The sequence below is a fragment of the Ensifer sp. GW821-FHT05G01 genome (assembly GCF_059419585.1).
The window spans coordinates 47,220-73,356 of the sequence record NZ_JBWKSC010000011.1 but is presented as its reverse complement, the minus strand read 5'-3'; the positions used below and the strand labels follow the sequence as shown (position 1 = coordinate 73,356).

Below are 26,137 nucleotides of genomic sequence, written 5' to 3'. Positions count from 1 at the left end.
ATATCGAAACGGGAGGACGGAACAGGAAGGCCGCGAGGAACCGTGCATGTGGTGTCCCGGAAGGGGATGACGCCGCCGGATTGGCCGCTCCGTTCTCGGAAAATGCCAGGGAGATTACTCTGAGTTCGCTGCTACGTTTGTCGTTCGGTTGTTGGGATTACGACCGGATGCGCCCCCTTATGGACAAGACGATCACTCCTGATGGCATAGACCTCGTCTTTCTCAACATGCCGGTGGAGGAAACGTTCTTCCGCATGTTGCGCCACCGGGAGTTTGACATCGCCGAGATGTCGCTGTCCTCCTATGTGATGTCGTGCTTTTCCGAGGCGCGGCCGTTCGTCGCGATCCCGGTGTTTCCTTCGCGCTATTTCCGGCACTCCTCGATCTATGTGAATGGCGGTGCCGGCATCAACGAGCCACGCGACCTCATCGGCAAGCGCGTCGGAACGCCGGAGTACCAGATGACGGCTCCGGTATGGATCAGGGGCATCCTGTCGGACGAATACGGCGTAAAGGTCGACGACGTGACCTATTATGCGGGCGGTGAGGAGCAGCCGAACCGGCCGGAAAAACTGCCGCTTAACCTGCCCAGCCATATCCGACTCAACCGGCTCGGACCGGATAAGACCCTGTCGGCCATGCTGCGCAATGGTGACATCGATGCGCTCTATACGGCGCGCAAGCCTTCGTCCTACGATGGCAAGCAGGTACGGCGGCTGTTTGAAAGCTTCGTCGAGGTGGAGCGGGCCTATTTCCGCAAAACCAATATCTTTCCCATCATGCACACGATTGTCATCCGCCGCGAGATCTACGAGTCACACCGCTGGATCGCGCAATCACTCTACAAGGCCTTTGCCGATGCACAACGTCGCGTCTATCGCGAGCTGCAGGAAACGGCGGCGCTGAAGGTGATGCTGCCTTGGCTCAGCGCCCATGTGGAAGAGGCGCAACGGCTGATGGGAGATGACTACTGGAGCTACGGCTTCAAGCAAAACAGGCAAACGCTTGATACCTTCCTGCGCTACTCCTTCGAACAGGGTTTGTCGAAGCGCCAGCTGTGCGCCGAAGACATCTTCGCCCCGGAAACCATGGAAAGTTTCGTTATCTGACGCCGCAATATCGAGCGTCGTGACGCTCATCGATGTCGTTTGATAACCGCCGCTTGAGGTCTTTCGAGCTGCCTTGCAACCTGCCATGCGGTGCCTGCATGGCAGGTCTGTTTGCGTTGCCCTTTTCTTCGTTGCACTGCAGCATTATATGCAGGGCATATAAAACGGAGAGATGAGAGATGACGACGCTGGTGGCACGCTACGCAAATACGACCTGGATCAACAGCATGTTCGGTGGCTTCAAGGATGGCATGAGCCTGCTCAGCGCCGCTCAGGAATGCGCTGCTGCGACCCGCGACCGCCGCACTCCCTCCATAAGCGCTCTTCAGACCCTCGGCATCGACGAAAATGCGTTCCGCCGCGCGACCAAGCGTCGCTAAGCTCCCTGGTCTTCTCGGGAAGGCTCGGCAAGCTAGGTATGACAAAAAGGCCGCCCTCGGGCGGCCTTTTGCTGTTTTGTGATCATGCGAAGAAGGTGAACCTTCTCAGATGTAGCCGGTCAGAAGGCCGACGCCGGCGAGTGCCATGGCGCCGCCGCCAAAGCGCATGGCGGCCGTGGAGTTGGCACTGATCCGGCCGATGACGACGCCGAGGCCAACGCCGGCGATATGCAGGAGGGCGGTCGCCGCCATGAAGCCGATGGCATATTGCAGCCCGGAGGCATCGAGCGGCATTTCAGCGCCGTGTGCGTGTCCGTGAAAGATCGCAAAGAGGCTGACGACGCCCATGGCGGCAGCCGTCGGCGGGTTCCAGCGCAGCGCGACGGCAAGGCCAAGCACGACGACGGATGCCGCGATGCCGATCTCGACGAACGGGACGCTTACACCTTGCATACCGAGGACGCCGCCAACGGCCATCATGACGACAAAGCTTGTCGGCACCAGCCAGAGCGCACGGCCGCCGAGGATGGAGGCGAACACGCCAACTGCAACCATGGCCAGGACGTGGTCAAGGCCGCCGATCGGATGCATGAAGCCGTGAACAAGACCGCCTGTATCGCCGACGCCAGTATGGGCGTGGGCGACGGCCGGAATACCGATGGCGGCCAGGGCCAGCAGACCGCTCTTGATTGCTGCTTTCATTTCTCGATTCCCTTGAATGTTTCGAACGATTCTGCAGATGCCGAGCGCTTGATACGGGCGCGGATTGTCTGTGGGGCTAACCTGCTGACAATGAAAATCGACCATCGCAGCCGGAAAGTAAATTTTAATCTCTTTACCTCCGCATTAAGTTTTCTTAAGTTCTGCTCATGAAAAACATCACTTTTCGCCAGCTGAAATCCATCCTCGCGATTGAGAAGCACGCAAAGATCGTCGGCGCAGCAAAAGTGCTCGGACTGACGGCTCCGGCGGTAACGCTGCAGCTGAAGCAGATCGAGGCAGAGGCTGGCGTATCGCTGTTTGACCGAATGGCGCATGGCATGTTTCCGACCGAGGCCGGCCACGCCGTTCTGTCCGCTGCACGTGACATTGAGCAGCGGCTCGCCCAACTCGAAGAAGAGCTCGACGCTTTCAAAGGCGTGAAGCGTGGGCGCATTGCTGTCGGTGCTGTCTCGACGGTGAAGTACTTTGCCCAGCCGATGCTAGCCGCGTTCGCAGCCCTCTACCCGAACATCGACCTGGAGCTCTTTATCGAGCGGCGCGCCGAAACGGTCGAGCGCTTGCGTAACCGCACGATCGATGTCGCCCTGCTCGGTCGGCCCCCGCGCGAGTTTTCGGTTCGCGCGGCCATCTTCGGTGAACACTCACTCATCGCCGTCTGCGCCAGGCACCATCCGCTCGTTGGTCGCCATTCGATCTCCAAGAGCGAAATCGCCCGCGAGCACTTTTACTTGCGCAGCCCCGATTCGGGCACGCGTGTCTTCTTCGATCGGTTCATGAGTGACATTCCCGGGCGGGCAGAGGGGCCGAACACCGAAATGGAATCCATCGAGGACATAAAGCGGGCCATTTTGTCGGACAACGGCATCGCTTTTCTCGCTGCCCATAGCGTAGCGGCAGAGGTACAGGCTGGAAAGCTTGCTATCCTTGATGTCGTTGGCCTGCCGATCCGGCGGCAATGGTTTGCAGTCAGCCGCACGGACCGGGCGATGACGCCACTGATCTCCGCCTTTGAGAATTTTCTTGTTACGGAGGGAAAGAAGTTCCTGCCGGATTTCATCGGCCCGGACGACGCATCCGCCTGAGGCGGATGCGTCCTTTCAAGCTCAGGCGGTACCAGCGACCTTGCTCAGGAACTCGATCACGCGGGCGTTCGTGTCCGCCGAATTCTGGGCAGGGACCGGGACATCCCAATATTGCGAGCCGGGGATGCACTCCTGGAAATAACGTGCCGCCGAGGTGGCATGCGAGGCATCCGCACCGGGAATGATCAGGGTCGGACTTGAAAGCCGCAACAGGTCTTCGGGCTCGGCGCCCGGAGCGGTGTCGCGATCGAGCAGCGTGCGCGGCATGCCGGCGATGATCGCCTTGTAATGATCGACATTCTGGCGCGCATAACGATCGGCAAATTCCTTGTCGTGGCGCAGCACCGAGACCCAGGGTCCCCCGCGCGGATCGGCACCAAAGGGCTTGTTGCTTTCGCCAGCAAGCCTGACCACGGCTTCGAGCCCATTCTGGTGGACGAAAGCCAGATGTTCGGCAAAACGCTGGTGGCCTGTCATCCGGTAGCGCGCACCACCAACCGGCCAGAACAGCACGTTGCCCAAAGTCGTTTCCGGCTGCTCCACGGCAAAGGCGGCAACGACGCTGCAGCCCATGCAACCGCCCATAAGAAAGGCCTTGCCGAAACCCAGATGATCCAGCAGGCCTTTACCCTGGCGCACATAGTCCGACCAGGTCACCCGCTCGACGCGGCCGCCGGATTGCCCGGTCTCGCGCCTGTCGAAAGTGATGCATGTAAAATGCTTCGGCAACTGGTCGAGAAACTGGATTTCGGCGTAGATGCCCTGTGTTCGCCATTTCTCCAGGGCGGCGTCGAAGCCGCCCGGCGAATACATCAGCAGCGGTGGTCCCGAGCCCAGCACCTCGTAGCGCGTCGCAATACCGTCGATCTTCGTCGTTGCCATCCAAACCTCCCATTCCATTGTGCGACCGCCCCGGCCGCGACTATGCCCGTCCGACCCTTGCCGGGCAGGGCGCTTTTCGAGCTCCTCGCCTGAGTGTCACACGCCTTCGCAGCCCAGCTTGCGAAGCGTCTCGTCGACCCAAAGCTTCGGGTCGAGCCTGCCTGCGAGCGTATTTTCGTAGGTCTTCGCCTCGGAAGCGTTCTTGGCCCTGGCGAGTGCATGGATATGGTCCGACTGCTCGAAGGGCACACAAACCAGTCCGTCCTCGTCGCCGAGCAGGAGATCGCCAGGCTCGATGATCATGCCGCCGAGCGAGATCGGCACGTTGATCTCGCCGGGGCCATCCTTGTAAGGGCCGCGATGGGTGACGCCGGCTGCAAAGACCGGGAAGGTATTGCTGCTGATCCAGCCGTAATCCCGCACCGCGCCGTTGATGACGACGCCGTGCGTGCCGATAGCGCGGGCATGGGAGAGCATAAGTTCTCCCATCAGCGCGTTGGTGAGATCGCCTCCGGCATCGACGACGATCACGTCCCCCGGGCCTGCCATCAGCAAAGCCTTGTGGATCATGAGATTGTCGCCTGGCCGCGTCTTGACCGTGAAGGCTGCACCCGCGAGCACTCCGGAAGCATGCAGCGGCCGGAGCGCAGGACCAGCCGCAACCATGCGGGACATGACATCGCTGACATTGGCGACGGGGATCTCGCGAAATTTCTCGATCGTCTCAGCGCTCACCTTGCGCTGCCGTTCGAGGATTCTGAAACCGAGGGTCATAACCAGTCCTCTCCTCCTTACATCCAGGGCATCAGCGATGCGTGGATCACGTCCGGCACGCCCTGGCCGCCGACGGAGCGGATGGCGAGGTCGGCATCCGCAAGGCCGAAGCGGTGGGTGGTGATCTTTTCCAGCGGGAAGCGGTTGGAGGCGATTTGCTCGAGTGCCAGCTCGCAGGCGAGGTAACTGTGGCCCCGGGCACTCTTGATGGTGATAGCCTTGGTGGTGACCCTTTCCAGCGGGAAGTTCGGGAATTCCTTCATCTCACCCTGCACGAGAATGGTGCCGGCCTTGCGCTTCAGCGCTTCCACGCCGAGAAGGATCGGGATGGTGCCCGCGCCCGCGGTGCAGTCGAGCGAGATATCGACGCCCTTGCCGCCGGTGATTTCCATGATCCGGGCGAGCGGGTCTTCCTGCTGTACGTCGATTACATAGTCGGCGCCGAGTTGCTTTGCCACTTCAAGCCGGGCGGCGTCCTTGGTCGTGCCGGTCACGATGATGAGCGCAGCACCGGCCTGCTTGCAGACAACTGTCTGCGACAGGCCCTGCTGGCCTGGCCCCTGGATCAACACAGTGGAGTTATAGCCGACGCCTGCATCAAACAGCGACCATTCCACGCCATTCGCCATGGGGGTGACGAGGCCGGCAAGCTCCGGCGACACACCCTTCGGCACGCGGTGGACAACCGCATTCCATGGCAGGTAGACATATTGCGCGAAGCCGCCCCACAAATGCGGCGCCCGCTCAGCCGAAGTGTAGCCGTAGCGGATGCCTTCTGGATTGTTGCGCCAGTCTGTGTTTTCGCAATGGCGGTACTGGCCCTGGTGACACCATTGGCACTTGCCACACATGACATAGTGCTCGACGAAGACGAGATCGCCTTCCTTGAAGCCTTTTCGGCGCGTGAATTCACGGCCGGCCTTGGCGATGTAGCCGATGTTCTCGTGGCCCATGATTGTCGGGGCATTGTTCGGCGGGTTCTTGAACAGCTTGACGTCTGTGCCGCAGATGCCGGCGACTTCCATCTTCAAGAGGGCTGCGTCCTCGGGAATGTCGGGCATCGGGAACTCCCGCATTTCCATCTTGCCCGGGCCGGTGCGGACTGCCGCGAGTACCGATTGGCTCATCTCATTATCCTTTCAAGTGGTGAAGCGCCGGTGCCGGCATGCCGTTTTCGCCCGGTCGGTTTTTCCGAATTGGTTTTTGACAGGGCAGACGCCCGGCCTTTAATTGTTGGTGTGCTGCCGGCCGCGCTGCCCGCAGGTCAGGATCGAAAACATGCTCAAGTCCCCCTCCGCCCGTTCCGAAGCTCTCGTCGCCATCCGCCGCGTGAAGGCTTTTACGCGCGCTCGTTTTTCGTTGGACGAGGACGTTGCGGTCATGGTGTCGGAGATCGCTTGCGGCCTGCCCGGATGCCCGCCGCTGGAAACCGTCGTCGCCTTCTGGACCGCCCCCGATCGCCGCCATCAGTTCAAGGTGTTCAAGCGCGTCGCCGACGTCGTGGAGGACGACCTGCCACCCTACTGGATGAAGGACGCAATCGTGTCGGACGGCGATATCTCCTGCTGCTGAGGCGGGCATGATCAATGACCTGTCCGGCCGGGACGGCCGCGCTTGGCAAGCTGCGCATCGAGACGTGGATAGACGCGCCGGGCATTGCCCTCGAACACCTTGTATCGGCTGCCCTCGTCGAGTGTCGTCAGTTGGTCGATGTAGCGCTTGGTGTCGTCGTAGTGATGGCCGGTTTCCGGATCGATGCCCTTGACCGCACCGAGCATCTCCGAGGCAAACAGGATGTTGTCGACCGGGATCACCTTGGCCATCAGCTCGATACCGGGATAGTGGTAGACGCAGGTATCGAAGAAGACGTTGTTGAGCAGGTGCTCGCTCAGCAGTGGCTTCTTCATTTCCTGTGCGAGCCCCCGGTAGCGGCCCCAATGAAAGGGCACCGCGCCGCCGCCGTGCGGGATGACGAATTTCAGCGTCGGGAAATCCTTGAACAGATCACCCTGGATCAGCTGCATGAAGGCGGTGGTGTCGCCGTTGATGTAGTGCGCGCCCGTGTGGTGGAAGCAGGGATTGCACGACGAGGTGACGTGGATCATCGCGGGCACGTCAAGCTCGCAGAGCTTTTCGTAGAGCGGATACCATTGCCGGTCGGTGAGCGGCGGATCGGTCCAGTAGCCGCCGGACGGATCAGGATTGAGGTTGACGCCGACGAAGCCGAGTTCGTTGACGATGCGCTCGAGCTCGGGAATGCAGTTCTTCGGCGGAGCGCCCGGATGCTGCGGCAATTGCCCGACGGCGGCAAAATTGTCCGGCAGCAGGGTGCAGATGCGGTGGATCAGGTCGTTGGACATCCTCGCCCACTGCATGCCGACGGCTTCCGTACCGACATGGTGGGCCATGCCGGCGGCACGCGGCGAGAAGATGGTGAGGTCGCTGCCGCGCTCCTTCTGGAAGGCAAGCTGCGGCTCGACGGATTTCAGCAGCATCTCGTCGGTGATGCCGAGATCGGTGGTGAGCGGCCGGCGCATGGGATCGGCGAGGCCGGCAAGCTGCTTGTCGCGGAACTGGTGCAGCGCCTGCGGCTCGGTGGTGTAATGTCCGTGAATGTCGATGATCATGGTCTTATCCTCGAAGGCCGGCGGCGGCTTCAGATCGCGGGGTAGAGTTCGTTGGCGTCGTAGACGGCAGGCGTGATGCGCTGCTCGGCCGAATAGGCGAAGGCGAGCTGCAGCGAGGCGAGATTGGCTTTCAACCCATACGCAGGAGGCGGCGTCGCTCCGTCCTCCTCGATGGCGATGCGGCGGGCCTCCTCGAACATCTCCATGAGTTCGCCTGAAAGCCAGGGATGGTCCTCGATCAACGCAGTCCTGACGGTGAGCGTGTGATTGATCGGCACGATGCCCGTTCGGGCGATCCAGGCTTCTGCCGTTGCCTGAGCATCGGAGATGACAGTGCGGATACCCGCAGGATCAACTTCGCGCTCGCCCATGATCGCCGACAGCGCCCCCGACATCATCAAGGGCCGGAGCGCCAGTTCGCCCGTATTGCGCTCGGTATTGGCGGGGTCCTGGTACTTGCTGAGATGGGCGTCTTCCATGGTGACCCACGTGATGCCGTCGAGATCAAGGCCGTATTCATGCTGAAGGAAGCCGCGCACCCAGACGCCCGAGGTCTGGGCATAGGCGCGTACGCCAACCCGCGTTCCCGCGAGATCGCGCGGCCCCCTGACCGGAGAATCGACCGGGCAGACGAGGTTGGTGTGGGGAAGGCGGCTCCAGAGCGGAATGGCAAGACCGGTGATCGGCTTGCGGTAGTGATGAGCCAAAAGATGGGTGACGATCGCCATCTCCGAGATATCGAGATCGCCGCCGCGAACCATGGCGCGAAACGCCTTGGGCAAGGGTTCGAATTCTTCGAACCTCAGCTCCAACCGACTTGAGTGGACACGGCCGTCCTTCAGCGGCTTGACGTGGTCGTGCTTTCCGAGCGCCGTCCTCAGCACCAAGGGGTGGGCCATGTCGTTTTCCTCCGGGATAGAAATTGTTCCTTTATACGGAACGATGTTCTTCTTTAAGTATCATACTGTGAATCGGCATGCGGTCAATCAGGCCGCGTCAATTTTGTCCGATGTCGTCGAAAGGAGGGCGGTCGCTCAGACCTGCCCGGTGATGCTCAAGGCGTAAAAAAGCATGCCCGCCGCCGCCAGCAGCGGATAGGGGCCGAGCTTGGTACGCAGTAGGATGGTCCCGGCGACAAGAGTGGTCGCGAGTTCGATCGGCGAAAACTGGGCGGAGCGGCCGACGGCAAAGACGCCGGCGAAAATCAGTCCGACCGCCACTGGCGCCAGCCCCTTCTCTGCCGCCATCGCCCAGGGCTGACCGCGATGGCGGTGCCAGTAGCTGCCGACGGCGCAGATGAGAATGGAGGAGGGCACGAAGATGGCCAGCGTCGCCAGCACCGCGCCGAGAAGGCCGCTCACCTCCCAGCCGATGAGCGAGACGATCATCGTTCCGGGGCCGGGAGCGGCACGCGAGATGGCATAGAGATCGGTGAAGCGAGCACCCGACAGCATATGCTGGATATCGACGGTTTGGTGCTGCAGGCTGGCGATGATCGTCTGGCCGCCACCAAAGGAGACGAGCGACAGCGGAATGCACATCGTGATCAGGTTGAGGAGTTTTCCTTCATCCACGGGTCTTCTTCCTTTCAAGCCAGAAGGTGGCAGCGACGCTGAGCGGTATGGCCCCGATGACCACCGCCACGAGCGGCCAGCGCAACACGCCGACCGTGAGGAACACCAGGGCAGCGATTCCGATCGGCACCACATGCGCTTTCAGCCTCCGCGCGGTCTTGATGCCCATTGTGAGGCTGGAAGCGATGCCGACGCACGCAAGGCCGCGCAGCACTGCCTGCGCCTCCGGATAGGAGCGAAGCTGCTGGTAGGTGAAGCTGAGTGCGAGGATGGCGAGGAAAGCAGGCAGGATCATGCCGAACAGCGCCAGCGCTGCGCCGCGAAAACCCGATAGCTTGAGCCCGATATAGACAGCGAGATTGACAGGATTTGCGCCAGGCATGATCTGCGCGATCGTCAGGGTCTGCAGGAATTCGCTGTCCGTCAGCCAGCGTCGGCGCTCGACGATCTCCCGGTGCGTCCAGCCAGTCATGCCGCCTCCAAACGAAGAAGCTCCGAGCCGCAGGAAGGACGCCAGCAGGTCCAGCGCCGGGACCTGTCGGATCTCGGCGGTTTCGTTCTTGTTTATGGGGCTGTCCATCTCTCCTCCGAGTGGCGCACGGCTTTCTGCCGCGGCCGGATGGCGAAAGCGGCGCGAACGTGGCCGGAAATACGCGAGCATCCTGTGCGCCGCGCAATTGGCGAGATGCTAGGGGGCGGGCAGGGACGAAGTCCACGCCATTTCGGCTTACCCCCGAAGTAAGAAAAACTTAATGCGAGATCGCCGGTGCTCAGGAGTTCGAATCAGAACGAGGTTCGATCAGGCCGGGAATGGCCAACAAAGCCGATATAATCCACTCATGCATATCGGCCGGCGGACTCCCATGAATAATAGAAAATTCAAAAAGATGGATGACGCGAGCGGGTAAGCATTGAGTGCCCTGAAGGGTCTGTCCGCGCAAAAACTGCTGGACTAAGCATAGTTTTTTGCTTTGGACAAAGACCGGGCTGGTGGCACTAATTGAGACAAGCGAAAGGCAGGGAGCCGACGCAGAGTATTGGCAATCGCCCAGCTTGCGGGAGGAGATCGCAAGTGATTGCCCGATGGGTGGTGCCGCACCGACGGCGCCTTCCCCGTCTTACGGGAGGATTGGAACCAGAAATGATCGAGACTATGTTCGGGGCGCTCTTCAATCTTGTGAGCACGCCCCACATCATGGGTCTAATGCTGATAGCGGTCGTGTGCGGCTTGCTTGTCGGCGTGATGCCCGGCATCGGTGGGAAGCTCTCCATCGCCATGGCAATCCCGTTCGTCTACGGTATGGACATGGTGGCTGGTGCGGTATTTCTGCTGACCCTGCACGCCGTCAACGGCACCAGTGGCCAGATATCCAGCATCATGTTCGGCATTCCCGGCGACGGCGATGACGCCGCGACGACGCTCGACGGATATCCTCTTGCCAAGCAAGGACAGGCAGCCCGGGCGCTCGGCGCCAGCATCACGGCATCGGGCGTCGGTGGCATCATCGGTGCCGTCGTCTTCGCCATCATGATCCCTGTGCTTGAGCCGGTCATCCTGATGTTCAGCCCGGCCGAATTCTTTCTGATCGCCCTGCTCGGCATCAGCTTCATCGCCTTCCTCGCCAGCGGCAGCAAGATCGTGAAGGGTCTCATCGTCGGCTTCTACGGCCTGATACTGTCGACCATCGGCATGGACCCGATCACCGGTACGCCCCGTTATGCAGGCGACATGCTGTTCCTCTGGGATGGCGTCAGCCTCGTGACCGCGGTGCTGGCCATGTTCGCTGTGCCGGAAATGCTGTCGCTCGCCACCAAGGGCGGCTCGATCTCCGCCGTATCGATGGACAAGGCTTTCTCCTATCGCCAGCTACTGTCGGGTGTCATGGAAGTGCCGCGCCACTGGTGGCTGGTTATCCGCACCTCGGTTATCGGCGCCATCATCGGCATGATCCCCGGCCTCGGCGGCTCGACGGCGGCCTGGCTCTGCTACGGTCACGCCGTCCAGAGTTCGAAGACCCCGGAACGCTTCGGCAAGGGCGCGATCGAAGGTGTCATTGCACCTGAAACCGCCAGCAACGGCAAGGAAGGCGGTTCGCTGCTTCCGACCCTGTTTTTTGGCATTCCCGGCAGCTCCGGCATGGCGGTTCTGCTCGGCGCCTTCCTCATCCTCGGCATCCAGCCGGGCGCGACGATGGTGACCAAGCATCTCGACCTCGTCTGGACCTTGATCTGGGCTCTCGTGGTCGGCAACCTGATCGCCGTCGGCATTCTGCTGGTTTCCTGTCGCTGGATCGCGGTGCTGACGTTCGTGAACGGCCGTGTCCTTGTTCCGTTCATTCTGATCTTCGTGACAATCGGCTGCTTCGTCAGCGACGTGCAGTGGCAGAACCTGGTCGTCCTCGTGCTCTTCAGCATCCTCGGCTATGGCTTCCAGCGCGCCGGCTGGCCCCGCTCGCCCTTCGTCATCGGTCTCGTGCTCGGCGGACAGGCGGAAGCTTCGCTTCATCAGGCGCTGCAGCTTTGGGGGTATTCCTTCTTCCTGCGGCCGCTGTCGCTTGTCCTGATCAGCATGATCGTCGGCCTGATGGCCTATGCCTTCTACCGCAATTTCCGGCCGGGCAAGTCCCATGCCAGCGTGGAGCTCAACACATGAGACACTATTCCTTCAGCACCTGGCTCACCATCGTCATGCTCGTCTTCTTCTGCGTGATGGTCGGACTGGCGATGGAATTTCCGGCAAAGGCGCGTTTCATGCCGCTCGTAGTCGGCATCCCCGGCATTGGCCTCTGTCTCGTTCAGCTGGCAATCGATCTCTTCCATTCGCCAAAGAGTGCCTTCCACGGGGCGCCGCGCGCAGGCATCGCCCATGAAGTGCCAGGTCTGGAGCCGGAACTGCCGGAATTCGGTCCCCATACGGTGCGCCAGGAAATCACTATGTGGATCTACTTCGTGGCCTTCGTGGCCGCCATACTGGCTTTCGGCTTCTACGTGAGCATCCCGTTCATGCTCGCGACCTTCCTGCGCCGGCAGGCTGAAAGCTCGTGGAGGATGAGCCTCTCGCTTGCGGTCGGTGCAACCGTCGTCCTCTATCTGCTGTTCGGCGCACTGCTGCACATCCAGTTGTTCCCCGGTTTCGTAACGCCGTGGCTCCTGAGGACGGTCGGCATCGGCGTGGTCTGAAGCTGATCTTTAAAAAAAGAGCGTCCCGAAAAACCGGGACGCCACAGAATAAGCAAAGGCAAGCATGGCGGCACAGGCTGGTTCGGCCAGCGGTGAAGTGTGCCTCTTGTCCGGAAAACCGGGATTGCCGCCCATTCGGACGGCCGAGCAAATTGGGAGGAGAATGAATATGAAGGGACGGGTTTCGGCACTGTCGCTTTCCGCCGTGTTTCTGATGGCGGGATCGGCGGTCCTCCGGGCGGAGGATGGAAAGGCCTTTTTTGACGGCAAGACCGTCACCTATATCGTCGCGACTTCGCCGGGTGGCGTTTACGACACCAATGGCCGGCTTGTGGCCCAGTACATGCAGAAGCATCTGCCCGGCTCGACGTTCGTCGTCCAGAACATGCCGGGCGCCGGCCACCTGATCGGAACCAACTACATTTATGCGTCCGATCCGGACGGACTGACCTTTGGCACCTTCAACACCGGCTTGATCTACGGCCAGTTGAGTGGCGATCAGAACATCAAGTTCGACCTGACGAAGATGTCCTGGATTGGCAAGGTCGCGTCCGACCCGCGGGTCCTCATCGTGACCAAGGAATCGGGCATTGAAAGCTTCGAGCAGCTCCGGTCGCTGCAGCAACCGATCAAGTTCGCCACGGCCGGCAAAGGCAGCGCTTCGATGATCGAGGCGATGATGTTCGTGAAGGCGCTGAAACTGCCGATCCAAGTCGTATCGGGCTATAATGGCAATGAAGACCAACTCGCCATGATGCGTGGCGAGGTGCAGGGCGTGATCGGCTCGCGCTCGGAATTCCAGCAATTCATCGATGAGGGCAAGGGCCGAATCCTCGCCCAGGTCGGTGGTAGCGATACGGATGTGCCGCAGTTGTCGTCGATGATCGACGGAGACACAGCCCGGCAAGTCGTGGCGCTGATCGAATCCCAGAGCGGGATTTCACGGCTCACGGCCGGCCCGGCAGGTATATCGGAGGATCGCCTGAAGGCGCTCCGCGACGCCTATGTCGCCGCCACATCCGACCCGGAATTCATCGAAAAGGCCCGCACTCTGGGCCTGCCGGTCGATCCGCTCGTCGGCAACGATGTCAGCGCGCTTGTCGAGAAAGCCCTCGACCAGAAGCCTGACGTTATCGAAGCACTGAAAGAAGCTTTGAGCGAAGGCTGAGCCTCGCTCTTCACCGAAACTACAACAGGGAGGGAACCCAATGAACATGCACTCCATCCGCAAGGCTGTCGCCGGCGCAGCGACATTCGCCGCGATCGCGGCAACTCCGGCAATGGCGCAGGAGGGCGCCGATTTCTTCAACGGCAAGACGGTCAACTATATCGTCGCGACGGCGCCCGGCGGCGGCTATGACACCAATGCCCGTCTCGTGGCCGAGTTCATGCAGAAATACTTGCCCGGCTCGACCTTCGTCGTCCAGAACATGCCGGGCGCCGGCCACTTGATCGGGGCCAACTACGTGTACGCCTCCGAGCCGGATGGCCTGACCTTCGGCACTTTCAACACCGGTCTCATTTATGGCCAGCTGGCCGGCGATCCCGCCATCAAGTTCGACCTCGGCAACATGTCCTGGATCGGCAAGGTCGCGTCCGACCCACGCGTGATGGTCGTTACAAAGGATTCGGGCATCGACAGTTTCGAACAACTTGCCGCCAGCAAGGAACCGGTGAAGTTCGCATCCGCCGGTGTCGGCAGTGCCTCCACGATCGAGACGACCATGCTCGTCAAGGCGCTCAACCTGCCGGTCGAAATCATCTCCGGTTACAACGGTGGTGACGACCAGCTCGCCATGCGTCGCGGCGAAGTGCAGGGTATCATCGCCTCGCGTTCCTCGTTCCAGGACTTCGTGAATGAAGGCAACGCAAAGATCATTGCCCAGATCGGCGGCTCGGAAACCGACGTGCCGCAGCTTTCGGCGCTCGTCGGTGACAAGCCGGATGCCCAGAAAGTCATCGCACTCGTTGCCTCGCAGAGCAACATCTCGCGCCTGACGGCCGGACCGGCAGGCATTCCTGAAGATCGCCTCAAGGCCCTGCGTGACGCCTATGCCAAGGCGACCACTGATCCGGAATTCCTGAAGAAAGCGGAGTCGCTCGGCTTGCCGGTCGACCCGAAGGTCGGCGACGATGTCGCCACGGTGGTCAAGGCTGCCCTCGACCAAACCCCGGAGATTGTCAGCGTTCTCCAGGAGACGCTGAAGAAGGACTGATTTTTCGTTCATGACAGCGGCGGCTTCTTGCGAGGCCGCCGCTTCTTTATCGATCTGCTTTTGGAAGTTGCCGGTCAGGCTGCATCAAACACTGCGCCCGGCTAGGCCGCGAGGTTTCGAGGTGAATATGAGGATTGCTATCATCGGTGCGGGCGAGATGGGGCTCGCCATGGGGGGGCACATCAGGAGGAAGGGCGGGTTCGAGGTTTCTGCCTTCGATATCAACCAGGAACGTCTGCAACAGGCGTTCGAGCAAGGCCTCCTGCCGAAGGAAAGTCTCGATGATGCCGCGAGTTCCGCCGACGCGTTCCTGCTTGTCGTCGCCAACGACCAGCAGGTAATCGACGTCTGCGACGGGCTTTCGAAGGCTGCCGGTGCGACGATCGTGGTGGCTGCAACGATCAGTCCCGAGACCATGTTGGCACTCAAACCGCGCATCGAAGCGCGTGGGCAGCATCTGGTCGATGCGCCCGTGGTTTACGGCGCATCGGGCGCACGTGAAGCGACACTGCTCTCGCTCTGCGGCGGTGCCAGCGAGGACGTGGAGCGCGTGCGCCCGGTTCTTTCCTGCTACAGCCGGGACGTGGTGCACGTTGGTCCGCTCGGCGCGGGTCAGATCGCCAAATCCTGCAACAATCTCCTGCACTGGATCCACTGCGTCGCGAATTTCGAAGCGCTTTTGATCGCCAAGCGCTACGGGCTCGATACCCAGCGCATGCGCGAAATCCTGCTTGCTTGCCCCGGCACCAACGGCACGCTCGCGCGCTGGGACACGACGCGGTTCACCTGGCAGGAAAAGGACATGGACGTGACCATGGACCTCGCCCAGAAGGCGGGGCTGATGCTGCCCCTGTCCGGTCAGGTGGACCAGATCATCAAGACCTTGAAGGCGGCCGACGTGAAGGAATTGCTCTATGGCGCGGAAGCGACCTATCTCGGCCGCACGGTGCGGCCGCTTGCGGCAAGCGAAGGCGGTCTAGCCTAAGGGACCTTGCTCCGGCGGAGTTCTCTCCGGGAAAATGTCTTTTCCGAAAACGGGCTACCGATACCCCGCCCGAAATTCCATAGTCCTATCGCCTAACAAACCAAAAGATCGCGGCGCCGAACAACATAGCGAAAGTGAACGAGATGACCAGCATCCCCAGCACATCACCTCTCGAACCGACGGTGACGCCTGATCCGGAGAACCGAAAGTTCCTGGTCGATCCCTACAAGGACTGGTCGAATGACGAGGGCATTCCGATCCATCTCGATCTCGGGCACGACTTGTTGGCGCTCGAAACCGCCGAATGGGATCGCTACGAGGCGCGCGGATGCTTCGCCCACACCCACGGCATGGGCGATTTCATGGCAAATTATGTCATCGAGATTCTTCCCGGCAAGAAGACCCGACCGGTCAAGCATCTCTATGAAGCCTTCTTCTATGTTCTGTCCGGCTACGGCTCGACAACGGTGTGGCTGCCGAGCGGTGAGACCCGCACGTTCGAGTGGGGGCCGAAGGCGCTGTTTGCCATCCCGCTCAACTGCAAATATCAGTTCAACAACGGATCGGGCATCGACACGGTGCGGCTTTCCTGCACCAACAACGCGCCGCTCACCATCAATCTCTATCACAACCTCGACTTCGTCTTTGCCAACGACTTCGTCTTCCAGGACCGTGTCGGCGGAACCAAGCACTTCGATGGTGACGGCTCGCTCTATTCCTACGGTCTGGAATCCGCCCGCAAGGTGCAAAACATCTGGGAAACGAATTTCGTCCATGACCTCACAAGCTTCAAGCTTTATGAGTTCGAAGGGCGCGGCAAGGGATCGCTCAACGTCAACTTCGTGCTCGCCGACGGCACAATGCACTCTCACGTGTCGCAAATGCCGGTCGGTCGCTACAAGAAGGCCCATCGCCACGCCGCCGGTACCCACGTTCATGCCGTCGATGGCGAGGGTTACTCGCTGATGTGGTACGAGGGTGACTCCGAGTTCAAGGAAATCCCCTGGCGACATGGCTTCATGTATACGCCGCCATTTTGGATGTATCATCAGCATTTCAACACCTGCGACCAGCCTGCGCGCTATGTAGCTTGCAGCCTGGGTAGTCGGCGCTACCCGTTCATTTCTCTGAGGCGCAAGAGCGCTGAAGGCGGTGGGGCGACGTCGGTCAAGGACGGTGGTCGCCAGATTGAATATGAGGATCAGGATCCGCGCGTTCATCGCAAGTTCCTGGAGGAATTGAAGAAGACCGGTGTTCCTTCTGCCATGGGGGATCTTTTCGACGAGGAGGCGGTGATGGCGCTGCCGCCGGAAAGCTTGACTGGTGTCATCAAGACGCCAGTCCTTGCAGGCCCCGCGAGCTGAACGACGCGTTGGGCCGGGGATATCAAGGGAGGTGAGGGGTCTGTGCACGATCTCGATTTTGAACACGAACACGAAGATATTTCTGAAAGCGAACGTCAGGAAATCGCTGACTGGCTGTGGAAGCAGGAGTCGGTCGAGCTTCTGACAGTCGGCATCGATATTGGCAGCTCCACATCCCACCTGCTCTTTGCGCGGGTGGTAATGCGACGCGAGACCGAGGATCTCTCCAGCAGCTTTGTGGTCATCAATCGCCAGGTCGTCTGGCGTTCGCCCATCCTGTTGACCCCCTTCCTACCGGACGGAACAATTGACGCGCGCGAGTTGCGCCATTTCTTCCAGCATTGCTACGAGGATGCTGGCTATCGTCGCAGCCATATCGATACCGGCGCCGTCATCCTGACCGGTGAGGCGATCAAGAAGACGAACGCGCGCGCAATCGACGAGATTTTTGCAAATGAGTCCGGTCGTTTCGTCTGCGCCACAGCTGGGCACAAACTGGAATGCATGCTGGCGGCCCATGGTTCCGGTGCCACGGCCCTTTCGAAGAAGCGTGGCGCCTGCGGCTTGCATGTCGACATTGGAGGCGGCACGACCAAGCTTGCGCTGATCGACAATGGTGAAATTGTCAGCGTGGCCGCTTTCGCAGTTGGCGGCCGCCTCGTTGCCAAGGACACGCAGGGCGTCTGGTCGCGGCTCGACGATTCCGCGCGCCTGACTGCGCAAGAACTGGGGATCTCGACCAATCCAACCGCGATGGCGGACCCAACCAACCGCGCAGCGATTGCCAAGCGCCTTGCAAGCCTTGCCGTTGACGAAATTCTGGGCGGGCCGCTCGACGATCTCGGTCGCCGCTTCCTTTTGACCGAACCTCTCGAGCGATCTGTCGAGCCGAGCTACATCACCTTCTCCGGTGGCGTTTCGGAGTACATTTTCGGCTACGAAGAGAGCGACCATGGCGATATCGCCCGACTGCTGGCAGACGAGATCATCAGCCAGCTGACGCCGCACATCAGCATCCCCATCGTCGACGCCGGGCAGCGCATCCGCGCAACAGTCATCGGTGCCTCACAGTTCACTGTACAGGTGAGCGGCAAGACACTCTACATGAACGGTGCTAACGTGCTGCCGAAGCACAATATCCCGGTGGTCCATCTCGGCCGGGAACTGCCTGAAGTCGTCGACGCGGAAGAGATCGCCGCGGCCTTCCGCCAGAGCGCCGATCGGCAGGATCGCGACACAATGGCGATGATTGCATTCGCCTTCACCTGGACAGGAGAACCGGAGTATCAGCGGCTTCTTGCTGTGGCGCAGGGGATCAAGGCGGTGGCAGCACCGGATGGAACGCGCGAGGAACCGCTTGTCCTGATGATCGATGGAGATGTAGGTCAGACCATCGGGCGCATTCTGGATCGGGAGCTTGGCATCCACACGCATCTGATCTCCGTGGATGGTGTTCGCTTGAAAGACCTCGATTTCGTCGATCTGGGAGAGTTCATGAACCCGCCGGGCGTTATCCCCGTTGTCATCAAATCTCTTCTCTTCTCCTGAATTGCCGGAGGAGCCGGCTTATGCCAATACGTTGGCGATGGTCAGTTCCTCCGATGCAACGCGATCGAGTTTTGACGGGCTCGATCTGAACGATATCGTCATCTTCTCCCGCGTGGTGCAGCACGGCAGCTTCACCACGGCGGCCAAGCTGTTTGGCAAGTCTCCATCCTATATGAGCAAGCACGTCACCCAGCTCGAAAATGCTTTGAAGCTGACCCTGCTCAACCGTTCGACGCACAATGTGTTCCTGACCGATGCTGGCACCGTCTTCTTCGATCATTGTGTGCGCATTCTATCGGAGATCGAGGCGGCAAAGGCCGATGCGAGCGGGCTCGGCAGCGAGCTGATTGGAACCTTGCGGGTTCATTCCACGCCCGGAGTAGGCCAAGCGCTGGTCGCGCCGGCGATCATCGATTTCAATGCGCTCTACCCGGCTGTGAAGGTTGAGCTGACGGTCTCGGCAAGTTCAGTCAATCTGATGGAGCGCGGCGTCGACGTGGTCATCGGCAGTCGCGATTTCGATGACGATGATTCCTTCCACACAGGTCTGTTCGAGCGCAAGCTTGGACCTGCACCATACGTGATCTGCGTTGCGCCCGCCTACCTGCAACAGCATCCACGCCCCTCGCAGCCGGTGGACCTGCAACATCACAACTGCCTGATTCATACCACGCAGAAGCCGGATCCCAGACTTTGGAGCGCGCGTCTTGGCGACGAGGAGGTGACGGTGCAGGTGGATGGTATTTTCCATTCCAATTTCGAAAGCGCAATCGTGCTTGCTGCCGTGCAAGGGGCTGGGGTCGCGCGGTTGCCGCTCTACAGCGTTGCGCAGGAGATCCGCTCTGGCGAACTCGTCTCGCTCTTCGAAAGTCAGATCATTTCGCGGCGGGTGATCAAGGCATTCTATCCGAAGAGCCGGTTTGTCCCGAAGAAGCTTCGTGCCTTCCTTGCAATCCTTGAAGCGCGTCTGAAGGAAACGGTGCCAGAATAGATGACCGGCAGGAAACCGACAGTTCTCATGATTTTGGATGGGTGGGGTTGGCGCGAGGAGTCCCATGGAAATGCCGTCCTCCTGGCCTCGACGCCCAACTTTGATCGCTTGTGGTCTTCTTGTCCGCATGCGTTCCTGACGACACACGGCCCGTCGGTTGGCCTGACTGAAGGGCAAATGGGCAATTCCGAGGTGGGTCACCTCAACATTGGCGCGGGCCGCATTGTGATGCAGGACCTTCCGCGCATCGATGCCGCGGTCTCGGATGGCAGTCTGGTCGAGCACCTTGCCGAAAGTGGCGTTGCCGAACGGCTACAGCGATCCGGTGGTGCCTGCCACATCATGGGGCTTGTTTCTCCAGGCGGTGTGCATGCCCATCAGGGCCACATCGCAGCACTTGCGCACGCACTCTCCAGCCTGGGCGTACGGTCGATCATTCACGCATTCACTGACGGTCGCGATACGCAGCCTGGAACGGCTGGAGAATATCTCAAGCTGCTCACTGCGCAGCTGCCGGCCGACGCCATGATCGCAACCGTTAGCGGGCGCTTCTATGCCATGGACCGTGACACGCGGTGGGATCGCGTTGAGCGTGCGTATCACGCAATCGTACATGGCCGCGGCAATGTGGCTTTATCCGTGCAGATGGCCGTTCGCGATGCTGCCGAACGTGGCGAGACAGATGAGTTCATAGTGCCAACCGTCGTTGACGGCTACGAGGGCCTCAAGGACGGGGATGCCATTCTAAGCGCCAACTTCCGCTCCGACCGCGTCCGCGAGATTTTAAGCGCGCTTCTGCTTCCGGGAGCCGTGGGATTTCAGAGACAATCCATGCCTCAGCTTACAAGCGCTGTCGGCATGGTGTCGTACGGTGGGGATCTCGATGCGGTTATGCATACCCTGTTCCCACCGCAGACGCTGGCGGATGGCCTCAGCGAAACCGTGTCCAGGGCCGGTCGTACGCAGATTCATATGGCGGAGACTGAAAAGTACCCGCATGTCACGTATTTTCTGAACGGCGGTCGCGAAGCGCCCTTTGCGTCCGAGGCCCGGCTCATCGTGCCTTCGCCGAAGGTCGCGACCTACGATCTGCAGCCCTCGATGTCGGCGCCCGAGCTGACGGGAAAGGTCGTGGCGGCGATCGAAAGCGGTGCCTACGACCTCGTGGTTGTTAATTTCGCCAATCCCGACATGGTTGGGCATACCGGCAGCTTGAAAGCCGCAATTGAAGCGGTTGAAACGGTGGACACGGCCTTGGGTGAAATCGTTAGGAGCGTTCATGGCAGCGGTGGCTGCTTGTTGGCTATTGCCGACCACGGAAACTGCGAGCTGATGATCGACCCTGTCAGCAATGAGCCGCACACGGCACATACGCTCAATCCGGTACCGGCCTTCCTCTTTGGTCTTGACGGCGTGGCCGCGCTGCGCAACGGGATACTTGCGGATGTTGCTCCGACCATCCTTAAGCTCATGGGCATCGAACAACCGGCCCTCATGACCGGTGAGCCGCTATTTTGAACCAGCTGCTGGGAGCAAGCGCCAACGGGTGTTCGAGCCTTTCAACCACCTTGAATACGCCGAATTCCCGCTTCTTTGGTTTTCGGAATTCCACAACACCGTCGAGACCGGATCCGTCACACTTGCCGCCGAGCGCATGCGGATCTCTCAGCCGGCGGTCAGCAAGCTCCTGCGCAGCTTTTCCGAAGCCTGCGGTTTCCAGCTTTTCGTTCGCGCCGGCGGCCGGCTCACACCAACGCTCGAAGGCCGCTTGCTTGCGGTCGAGGTCGCAAAGATGTTCTCGGGGACCGCGCGCGTGGCACGGCTCGCCGATGCCGTCCGCAATCAGGAATGGGGGGAGATTACCGTTGTTGCCCCGCCCGCGTTGACCACGCGTTTTCTCGCCCAAGCGCTTTCGCCCCTGCTTGCCGAACAGCCCGATATTCACTTCACGATGCGAAGCCTGCCTTCGCCGCGCATCATCGATCTCGTCGCGGCACAACAGGTGGATATCGGCCTCAGCGTGCTGCCGTTCGAGCATCCCAACGTCGATGCCGAGCGTCTTATGCGTTTCGAAATGGTCTGCGTGCTTCCCGCGCACCATCCGCTGGCGGACAAATCCGTCATCGATCTCGAAGATCTCGGCGGTGATCCCTTCATTTCGCTGGCGCGTGACGATTGCTCGCTGATGACGATTGACCGTGCCTTCCAGATCAAGGGCGTGCAGAAGAGAAACCGGATCGAGGTTCCGCTCTCGGAGACTGCCTGTTGTTTCGTTGCCAACGGCGTCGGCGTCTCCATCGTGCCTTCGTTCGTCGGGCTCGATTTTGGCAGCGACGTTCTCGTGCGGCGCAGTATCGTTCCGGACACGACGATCGATCTGTGGCTGCTTACACCGAGGAACCATCCACGATCGCTCGCAGCCAGCAAGCTCATAGATTTTCTGCGACAGGCGGTCGCCCCGTTCGACAAGCTTCAGTCCCGTCCGAGCGCCTGAATGATTGCGCCGGATCATGCGAGACTGGGTCGTCTCGCATGATCCGGTCAGCGACGGCTACTTGTAGGCCGAGACGACCACTTCGATCAGCGTGTCGCCACCGAGATCGGCGACGCCCACGGTCGCGCGGGTCGGCAGCTCTTCCGGGCCAACCCAGGCCTTCCAGACGGCATCCATGTCCGGCTTCTTGGCAAGGTCGGTCACGAAGATCGTGGCCGTCAGGAGCCTGGTCTTGTCGGTGCCAGCTTCCGCCAGATAACGATCGATCTTCGCCAGGATTTCCCGGGTCTGGCCGGCCATGTCGAGGCTTTCGTCGTCACAGGTCGTGCCGCCGACATAGACGATGCCGTTGTGTTCAACGACGCGGTGCATGATGGGTGTGCGGAGATGACGTTCTGCCATTTTTGTTTCCTTTGTTGAGGGGTCAGCTTCTGTCGGAGTGGTCACCGGTAACGGCCTGAACGGCATCCGGCGTGAGCGGGAGCGAGGCGAACTCGCGCAAGGGGACGGGCTTTATCGGTGTGCGAAGCCTGTAGGTGCCGATTTCGGCGGGGGACCGCTGTTGCACGTCAGCCAGAATTTCGGTGATGGTCGCCGTGCACATGCGCCCCTGGCACGGCCCCATGCCACAACGCAGCATCGTTTTGAGCTGGTTGGGGCCGACCACGTTGCGCGCGGCGGCATCACGGATGGCACCGACCGTCACTTCTTCGCAGCGGCATGCGATCGTCTCCAGATCGGTCGGCGCGCGAAACGCCACGGCGGGCTGATAGAGCGTGTCGATGAAGGTGCGCCCGCGCGACAAGACCCTGCGCCGCTTTTCGTGCTTCGCCAGGAGCGGTCCGATCCGGCGCGTCTTCTCCGGAAAGAGATCGAGACAGGCGGCCAGCGCCGCTATCCGCCCGCCGACCTCCGCGACAAGCGCGCCGCCTATGCCGCCGCCGTCACCGGCGACGTAGATCGCCGGCAGCGAGGATCTACCGCATGTGTCAAGTTCTGGCTGAAAACACTTCTGACGGTCATTCCAGGCAAGAAGACATCCGGTCGCGTTGGCTAGGCTGTTGTTCGGGACGACTCCCTGATGCAGGAAGGCGCTGTCGATGCCGATTTCCTCCGTCCGGCCCTTGGCCTGGAAGCGGATTGCGGTGGCCCGGTCCTGACCGATGACCTCGATCGTCCCGACGCCGGTGAAAACCGGCACCGAGCGCCGGACCTTGGCAAACAGCGCCAGGCCCTTCAGCAGATAGGGCGAAACCAGAAACGGGGGCAGGAAAGGCAGCGCCTTCGCCCAGTTCGAACGCGGCGTGGTGTCGAGTACTGCGACGAGGTTGCCACCTGCCTGCAGCAATTGGTCGGCAAAGAGATAAAGCAGGGGGCCGCTGCCTGCCAAGACAACGCGGCCGTCGGGCACAAGCCCTGAAGATTTGAGTGCGATTTGAGCCGCGCCGATCGTCATCACGCCGGGAAGCGTCCACCCCCTTACGGGCATCGGCCGTTCCATCGCGCCGGTGGCGAAGACGACCCGACGTGCATGGACGATGCTGCTTTTGCCACCGGCCGAAACGCGCAGTTCGACAGCTGCCTTTCCATCGGTCTCGCCTTGCTCGACACTCCAGACAAGTGCTTGGGGTAGGTAGGCGGCGTCGCACTGAAGAAACGCCTTAAGGACGCCCTTTCCCTTCCAGTAATCGTTGCCGAGGAAGGAGCGTCTTGCTGGCGAATTCCTTTCGATCGACCGGTAGATCTGGCCGCCGGGAGCGGGGTTTTCATCAAGGAGGATCGTTCGCGCGCCAGCGGCGGCCGCTTGCGCCGCAGCGGCCATCCCCGCCGGCCCTGCACCGATGATCGCGAGATCGTATTCGCGGTCGAGAAGGTGAAGATCGTCGATTATCCGGAGCGCCATCGTCAGCACCCTTCGTCCAGAGAGCGGGCACCGCTTTGCGATGAGATCGCCATCCCGTCCCGCACGACGGTCATGCAAGCCTGCCGGTTTTGAATGCCGTCGATGGTGACAAGGCATTCGAAGCAGACACCCATCAGGCAGTAGGGCGCACGTGGGCGATCACCGACGACGCTCCTGCGCAACGTGCTGATACCTTGGCTAAGGAGTGCTGCGGCCACCGTCTGTTCGGTGTCGACGCGCATCGGGATACCGTCGAACGTGATGGCGACGGTATCCGCTGCTTTATCAATTCTGCGAAACATGAAATCTCCGGCCGGGGAATGTGTTGCCGGCAAGTACGGCCTGCTGGGTGGCGATCTCACCGGCGACGACGAGCGCGTGGATTGCGGCAAGCGTCACGCCGGAATGGCACATCGCCACATAGGCACCGGGATGGGCGGTCGACTGCTCGTAAATGGGAAAACCGTCGGGCGTCTTGACGCGGAAGCCGGTCCAGGTGCGAAGGACGTTGACGCCACTCAGGCAGGGAAATGTCCGGATGGCGCGATCGGCCAGAACCGCGCTGATGTCCTGGTTGGTCGCAATCGAGTCCGTGTGGGTTTCCTGGCTGTCGCCGATCATCACGCCGCCTTCGTCGGCTTGCCTGAGCGTGGCCGAGGTGTAGGGGAAAAATGGACGGCATTTTTCGGTAACGAGGATCTGCCCCTTGCTGCGCACGGAGGGCGCGTGAATACCGACCATCGCGGCAAGCCGGCTGTTGCCGACGCCAGCCGTCAGGACGATGCGTTTGGCGAAAACCTCGCCCCAGGAGCCCTTCAATTGGAACCCGCCCGATCGGGGGGTGATCTCGTCGATCTCACAATGCGGCTCATAAGCAGCGCCTAGATTTATCATGCCGGTATGAAGCGCCCGAAGCAGGCGGAGCGAGTTCACGTCGCCATCCATTGGCGAATAGACGGAGCCGACGACATCCCGTCCGATCGCCGGCACCAGTTTCGCCGTCTCTGCGTGGTCGAGCAGGGTATGTTCGGTGGCATCATCGCCAAGTTCGCGTGCAACCGTCACGACGTCTTCGTGCGTCCGTTCCAGCTCGGCTTCGCTCAGCGCAAAAGTGAAGCCCCCATTTTGCTTCAGAGCAACATCGACGCCGGAAGTCTCTTTTAAGGCTGCCGCGAATTCCGGCCAGAGGCGGGTCGAGCGCATTGTCCAGCGTGCATAATGGGGAGCGCCGACCCCCTTGCCCTGAACCCAGATCAACGCAAAGTTGGCGCGAGATGCGCGCAGCGACAGATCGTCTCCGTCCAGAAGCAGCGGCCGCTCACCCGCGCGCGCAAGGCCCCAGGCGAGGGCGCCGCCCACAAGGCCTGCTCCAATGATGACGATGTTTTGATCTGGTAGTCTGCGCATGCTTTTCGGTCCGTATGCCGGTGGCGTGGCCCGCCCGAAACTCGGACGGGCCAGTTGTCGAGGCTTATTCCTGCGGGCTCACGTCCACCTTGAACCACTTCTCGGAGAGCTTCTTCACAGTGCCGTCGGCGACGGCAGCCTTGATGACGTCATCGAAACGCGCCTTCAGTGCGGTGTCTTCCTTGCGGAGGCCAACGCCGATCATGCCGAACACCTTGCCCGAGAAGAGCGGGCCGGTGAGTTTCGCACCCTTCATGTCGTCCTTCTCGAGTGCTGCTGCGAGAACGGTCGCATTGGCCACGACTGCGTCGAGGCGTGCGCTCGCCAGATCGAAGTTGTGCTCTTCGGTGGTCTTGTATTCGCGAACGTCGGCGCCACCTTGAAAGTACTGTTCCATGAACGCGGAAGCCGTGGTGGAGCCCTGTACGCCGACAGCTTTGCCCTGGATCTTCTTGGCAATTTCCTCAAGCACGGGCTTGGCGGCCTCGGAATCGACCGAAAGCGGCTTGCCGGTTTCCGGCAGGTTGGCGAGACCGCTGTCTTCCATTGCCGCAAAGGAATTGATCGCTGCGGCGTAGGGGGCGGAGAAGGCCATTACTTCCTCACGCTTTGGCGTGATGCTCATGGCCGCCATGATGGCGTCGTATTTGCCGGCCGTCAGCGAAGGGATGATGCCATCCCAGTTCTGCGCGACGATTTCGCACTTGGCTTTCATGCGCTCGCAAAGGTCGTTCGCCAGGTCGATTTCGAAGCCTTCCAGCACGTTGTTGGGGCCGGAAAAGTTCCACGGCGCATAAGCGCCTTCCGTGGCAATGCGGATCACGTCCTCCGCTTGCGCGACATGGGCTGTTGCCAGCAGGCCGATGGCAGACAAGATAATCTTCAGTTTCATGCGTTC

Annotated in this window: 27 protein-coding genes; 14 read left to right on the top strand and 13 right to left on the bottom strand. The window is 60.9% G+C overall.

All coding sequences use genetic code 11. From position 1 onward, the window contains the following. Nucleotides 1-179 precede the first annotated feature (179 nt). Together AC07UR_RS24165 and AC07UR_RS24160 are read left to right on the top strand one after the other, a co-directional pair. The gene (locus tag AC07UR_RS24165; protein WP_173422937.1) at nucleotides 180-1,109 is read left to right on the top strand and encodes an ABC transporter substrate-binding protein; all 930 of its coding nucleotides are present in this window, start codon (nucleotides 180-182) and stop codon (nucleotides 1,107-1,109) included. Between the two features lie 179 nt (nucleotides 1,110-1,288). Continuing rightward, nucleotides 1,289-1,489, top strand: coding sequence for a hypothetical protein (locus AC07UR_RS24160; protein ID WP_173422779.1), 201 nt, complete (start codon nucleotides 1,289-1,291; stop codon nucleotides 1,487-1,489). A 105-nt stretch (nucleotides 1,490-1,594) separates the two neighbouring features. On the opposite strand, the gene AC07UR_RS24155 is transcribed toward AC07UR_RS24160, so the two are convergent. Next, nucleotides 1,595-2,191, bottom strand: coding sequence for a HupE/UreJ family protein (locus tag AC07UR_RS24155; RefSeq protein WP_173422778.1), 597 nt, complete (start codon nucleotides 2,189-2,191; stop codon nucleotides 1,595-1,597). A gap of 167 nt (nucleotides 2,192-2,358) precedes the next feature. On the opposite strand from AC07UR_RS24155, the gene AC07UR_RS24150 reads away from it, so the two are divergent. Continuing rightward, nucleotides 2,359-3,294 (top strand): LysR family transcriptional regulator, encoded by a 936-nt coding sequence (locus AC07UR_RS24150; RefSeq protein ID WP_173422777.1) that lies wholly within the window; start codon nucleotides 2,359-2,361, stop codon nucleotides 3,292-3,294. A 21-nt stretch (nucleotides 3,295-3,315) separates the two neighbouring features. Here the strand turns inward: AC07UR_RS24150 and AC07UR_RS24145 are convergent, their stop codons facing one another. The 3 genes from AC07UR_RS24145 to AC07UR_RS24135 all read right to left on the bottom strand — a co-directional run bounded on the left by AC07UR_RS24145 (nucleotide 3,316) and on the right by AC07UR_RS24135 (nucleotide 6,077). Next, nucleotides 3,316-4,176 (bottom strand): alpha/beta fold hydrolase, encoded by an 861-nt coding sequence (locus AC07UR_RS24145; protein WP_173422776.1) that lies wholly within the window; start codon nucleotides 4,174-4,176, stop codon nucleotides 3,316-3,318. Nucleotides 4,177-4,272: 96 nt separating this feature from the next. Continuing rightward, nucleotides 4,273-4,950, bottom strand: a complete 678-nt coding sequence (locus AC07UR_RS24140) for an RraA family protein (RefSeq protein ID WP_173422775.1) — start codon at nucleotides 4,948-4,950, stop codon at nucleotides 4,273-4,275. A 17-nt stretch (nucleotides 4,951-4,967) separates the two neighbouring features. After that, nucleotides 4,968-6,077 (bottom strand): zinc-dependent alcohol dehydrogenase, encoded by a 1,110-nt coding sequence (locus AC07UR_RS24135; RefSeq protein ID WP_173422774.1) that lies wholly within the window; start codon nucleotides 6,075-6,077, stop codon nucleotides 4,968-4,970. Nucleotides 6,078-6,228: 151 nt separating this feature from the next. On the opposite strand from AC07UR_RS24135, the gene AC07UR_RS24130 reads away from it, so the two are divergent. Further along, on the top strand, nucleotides 6,229-6,522 hold the full coding sequence (locus AC07UR_RS24130; RefSeq protein WP_173422773.1) for a hypothetical protein: 294 nt from the start codon (nucleotides 6,229-6,231) through the stop codon (nucleotides 6,520-6,522). Nucleotides 6,523-6,533: 11 nt separating this feature from the next. On the opposite strand, the gene AC07UR_RS24125 is transcribed toward AC07UR_RS24130, so the two are convergent. From AC07UR_RS24125 to AC07UR_RS24110, 4 genes are all read right to left on the bottom strand, one after another. Then, entirely contained in the window at nucleotides 6,534-7,577 is a 1,044-nt protein-coding gene (locus AC07UR_RS24125; RefSeq protein WP_173422772.1) for an amidohydrolase family protein, read from the bottom strand. Between the two features lie 29 nt (nucleotides 7,578-7,606). After that, the gene (locus tag AC07UR_RS24120; RefSeq protein WP_173422771.1) at nucleotides 7,607-8,476 is read right to left on the bottom strand and encodes a substrate-binding domain-containing protein; all 870 of its coding nucleotides are present in this window, start codon (nucleotides 8,474-8,476) and stop codon (nucleotides 7,607-7,609) included. Between the two features lie 135 nt (nucleotides 8,477-8,611). After that, nucleotides 8,612-9,151 (bottom strand): chromate transporter, encoded by a 540-nt coding sequence (locus AC07UR_RS24115; RefSeq protein ID WP_173422770.1) that lies wholly within the window; start codon nucleotides 9,149-9,151, stop codon nucleotides 8,612-8,614. After that, nucleotides 9,144-9,731: a chromate transporter gene (locus AC07UR_RS24110; protein ID WP_173422769.1), complete on the bottom strand. Its 588-nt coding sequence runs from the start codon at nucleotides 9,729-9,731 to the stop codon at nucleotides 9,144-9,146. Before AC07UR_RS24110 ends, AC07UR_RS24115 begins: the two co-directional genes overlap by 8 nt. A 561-nt stretch (nucleotides 9,732-10,292) precedes the next feature. On the opposite strand from AC07UR_RS24110, the gene AC07UR_RS24105 reads away from it, so the two are divergent. The 10 genes from AC07UR_RS24105 (at nucleotide 10,293) to AC07UR_RS24060 (ending at nucleotide 21,929) form a co-directional block, all read left to right on the top strand. Further along, the gene (locus AC07UR_RS24105) at nucleotides 10,293-11,804 is read left to right on the top strand and encodes a tripartite tricarboxylate transporter permease (protein ID WP_173422768.1); all 1,512 of its coding nucleotides are present in this window, start codon (nucleotides 10,293-10,295) and stop codon (nucleotides 11,802-11,804) included. Further along, nucleotides 11,801-12,331, top strand: coding sequence for a tripartite tricarboxylate transporter TctB family protein (locus AC07UR_RS24100; protein ID WP_173422767.1), 531 nt, complete (start codon nucleotides 11,801-11,803; stop codon nucleotides 12,329-12,331). Before AC07UR_RS24105 ends, AC07UR_RS24100 begins: the two co-directional genes overlap by 4 nt. A gap of 169 nt (nucleotides 12,332-12,500) precedes the next feature. Continuing rightward, entirely contained in the window at nucleotides 12,501-13,499 is a 999-nt protein-coding gene (locus AC07UR_RS24095) for a Bug family tripartite tricarboxylate transporter substrate binding protein (RefSeq protein WP_173422766.1), read from the top strand. Between the two features lie 40 nt (nucleotides 13,500-13,539). After that, entirely contained in the window at nucleotides 13,540-14,547 is a 1,008-nt protein-coding gene (locus AC07UR_RS24090) for a Bug family tripartite tricarboxylate transporter substrate binding protein (protein WP_173422765.1), read from the top strand. 127 nt (nucleotides 14,548-14,674) lie between these two features. Beyond that, nucleotides 14,675-15,532, top strand: coding sequence for an NAD(P)-dependent oxidoreductase (locus AC07UR_RS24085; protein WP_173422764.1), 858 nt, complete (start codon nucleotides 14,675-14,677; stop codon nucleotides 15,530-15,532). Between the two features lie 143 nt (nucleotides 15,533-15,675). Continuing rightward, complete coding sequence (locus AC07UR_RS24080) at nucleotides 15,676-16,896, top strand: cupin domain-containing protein (RefSeq protein WP_209792949.1); 1,221 nt, start codon at nucleotides 15,676-15,678, stop codon at nucleotides 16,894-16,896. 42 nt (nucleotides 16,897-16,938) lie between these two features. Continuing rightward, entirely contained in the window at nucleotides 16,939-18,444 is a 1,506-nt protein-coding gene (locus tag AC07UR_RS24075; RefSeq protein WP_209792947.1) for an ethanolamine ammonia-lyase reactivating factor EutA, read from the top strand. A gap of 37 nt (nucleotides 18,445-18,481) precedes the next feature. Continuing rightward, nucleotides 18,482-19,435 (top strand): LysR family transcriptional regulator, encoded by a 954-nt coding sequence (locus tag AC07UR_RS24070; protein ID WP_209792946.1) that lies wholly within the window; start codon nucleotides 18,482-18,484, stop codon nucleotides 19,433-19,435. Next, on the top strand, nucleotides 19,436-20,953 hold the full coding sequence (gene gpmI / locus AC07UR_RS24065; protein ID WP_209792945.1) for a 2,3-bisphosphoglycerate-independent phosphoglycerate mutase: 1,518 nt from the start codon (nucleotides 19,436-19,438) through the stop codon (nucleotides 20,951-20,953). Between the two features lie 28 nt (nucleotides 20,954-20,981). Next, nucleotides 20,982-21,929 (top strand): LysR substrate-binding domain-containing protein, encoded by a 948-nt coding sequence (locus tag AC07UR_RS24060; protein WP_327795900.1) that lies wholly within the window; start codon nucleotides 20,982-20,984, stop codon nucleotides 21,927-21,929. Between the two features lie 57 nt (nucleotides 21,930-21,986). Here the strand turns inward: AC07UR_RS24060 and AC07UR_RS24055 are convergent, their stop codons facing one another. From AC07UR_RS24055 to AC07UR_RS24035, 5 genes are all read right to left on the bottom strand, one after another. Next, nucleotides 21,987-22,331 (bottom strand): RidA family protein, encoded by a 345-nt coding sequence (locus AC07UR_RS24055; RefSeq protein WP_173422761.1) that lies wholly within the window; start codon nucleotides 22,329-22,331, stop codon nucleotides 21,987-21,989. A gap of 22 nt (nucleotides 22,332-22,353) precedes the next feature. Beyond that, a complete protein-coding gene (locus AC07UR_RS24050) occupies nucleotides 22,354-23,832 on the bottom strand; it encodes an FAD/NAD(P)-dependent oxidoreductase (protein ID WP_173422760.1) in 1,479 nt (492 codons plus the stop codon). 2 nt (nucleotides 23,833-23,834) lie between these two features. Continuing rightward, nucleotides 23,835-24,134: a (2Fe-2S)-binding protein gene (locus tag AC07UR_RS24045; RefSeq protein WP_173422759.1), complete on the bottom strand. Its 300-nt coding sequence runs from the start codon at nucleotides 24,132-24,134 to the stop codon at nucleotides 23,835-23,837. Further along, nucleotides 24,118-25,239, bottom strand: a complete 1,122-nt coding sequence (locus tag AC07UR_RS24040) for an NAD(P)/FAD-dependent oxidoreductase (RefSeq protein ID WP_173422758.1) — start codon at nucleotides 25,237-25,239, stop codon at nucleotides 24,118-24,120. The genes AC07UR_RS24045 and AC07UR_RS24040 overlap by 17 nt, the downstream gene beginning before the upstream one ends. Before the next feature lie 64 nt (nucleotides 25,240-25,303). After that, the gene (locus tag AC07UR_RS24035) at nucleotides 25,304-26,131 is read right to left on the bottom strand and encodes a lysine/arginine/ornithine ABC transporter substrate-binding protein (protein WP_173422757.1); all 828 of its coding nucleotides are present in this window, start codon (nucleotides 26,129-26,131) and stop codon (nucleotides 25,304-25,306) included. Nucleotides 26,132-26,137 lie beyond the last annotated feature (6 nt).

Excerpts from the sequence above, each read along its gene's own strand:
- AC07UR_RS24165 (WP_173422937.1), top strand. The coding sequence starts at position 180 with ATGGACAAGACGATCACTCCTGATGGCATAGACCTCGTCTTTCTCAAC.
- AC07UR_RS24160 (WP_173422779.1), top strand. The coding sequence starts at position 1,289 with ATGACGACGCTGGTGGCACGCTACGCAAATACGACCTGGATCAACAGC.
- AC07UR_RS24155 (WP_173422778.1), bottom strand. The coding sequence starts at position 2,191 with ATGAAAGCAGCAATCAAGAGCGGTCTGCTGGCCCTGGCCGCCATCGGT.
- AC07UR_RS24150 (WP_173422777.1), top strand. The coding sequence starts at position 2,359 with ATGAAAAACATCACTTTTCGCCAGCTGAAATCCATCCTCGCGATTGAG.
- AC07UR_RS24145 (WP_173422776.1), bottom strand. The coding sequence starts at position 4,176 with ATGGCAACGACGAAGATCGACGGTATTGCGACGCGCTACGAGGTGCTG.
- AC07UR_RS24140 (WP_173422775.1), bottom strand. The coding sequence starts at position 4,950 with ATGACCCTCGGTTTCAGAATCCTCGAACGGCAGCGCAAGGTGAGCGCT.
- AC07UR_RS24135 (WP_173422774.1), bottom strand. The coding sequence starts at position 6,077 with ATGAGCCAATCGGTACTCGCGGCAGTCCGCACCGGCCCGGGCAAGATG.
- AC07UR_RS24130 (WP_173422773.1), top strand. The coding sequence starts at position 6,229 with ATGCTCAAGTCCCCCTCCGCCCGTTCCGAAGCTCTCGTCGCCATCCGC.
- AC07UR_RS24125 (WP_173422772.1), bottom strand. The coding sequence starts at position 7,577 with ATGATCATCGACATTCACGGACATTACACCACCGAGCCGCAGGCGCTG.
- AC07UR_RS24120 (WP_173422771.1), bottom strand. The coding sequence starts at position 8,476 with ATGGCCCACCCCTTGGTGCTGAGGACGGCGCTCGGAAAGCACGACCAC.
- AC07UR_RS24110 (WP_173422769.1), bottom strand. The coding sequence starts at position 9,731 with ATGGACAGCCCCATAAACAAGAACGAAACCGCCGAGATCCGACAGGTC.
- AC07UR_RS24105 (WP_173422768.1), top strand. The coding sequence starts at position 10,293 with ATGATCGAGACTATGTTCGGGGCGCTCTTCAATCTTGTGAGCACGCCC.
- AC07UR_RS24100 (WP_173422767.1), top strand. The coding sequence starts at position 11,801 with ATGAGACACTATTCCTTCAGCACCTGGCTCACCATCGTCATGCTCGTC.
- AC07UR_RS24095 (WP_173422766.1), top strand. The coding sequence starts at position 12,501 with ATGAAGGGACGGGTTTCGGCACTGTCGCTTTCCGCCGTGTTTCTGATG.
- AC07UR_RS24090 (WP_173422765.1), top strand. The coding sequence starts at position 13,540 with ATGAACATGCACTCCATCCGCAAGGCTGTCGCCGGCGCAGCGACATTC.
- AC07UR_RS24085 (WP_173422764.1), top strand. The coding sequence starts at position 14,675 with ATGAGGATTGCTATCATCGGTGCGGGCGAGATGGGGCTCGCCATGGGG.
- AC07UR_RS24080 (WP_209792949.1), top strand. The coding sequence starts at position 15,676 with ATGACCAGCATCCCCAGCACATCACCTCTCGAACCGACGGTGACGCCT.
- AC07UR_RS24070 (WP_209792946.1), top strand. The coding sequence starts at position 18,482 with ATGGTCAGTTCCTCCGATGCAACGCGATCGAGTTTTGACGGGCTCGAT.
- gpmI (WP_209792945.1), top strand. The coding sequence starts at position 19,436 with ATGACCGGCAGGAAACCGACAGTTCTCATGATTTTGGATGGGTGGGGT.
- AC07UR_RS24055 (WP_173422761.1), bottom strand. The coding sequence starts at position 22,331 with ATGGCAGAACGTCATCTCCGCACACCCATCATGCACCGCGTCGTTGAA.
- AC07UR_RS24050 (WP_173422760.1), bottom strand. The coding sequence starts at position 23,832 with ATGGCGCTCCGGATAATCGACGATCTTCACCTTCTCGACCGCGAATAC.
- AC07UR_RS24045 (WP_173422759.1), bottom strand. The coding sequence starts at position 24,134 with ATGTTTCGCAGAATTGATAAAGCAGCGGATACCGTCGCCATCACGTTC.
- AC07UR_RS24040 (WP_173422758.1), bottom strand. The coding sequence starts at position 25,239 with ATGCGCAGACTACCAGATCAAAACATCGTCATCATTGGAGCAGGCCTT.
- AC07UR_RS24035 (WP_173422757.1), bottom strand. The coding sequence starts at position 26,131 with ATGAAACTGAAGATTATCTTGTCTGCCATCGGCCTGCTGGCAACAGCC.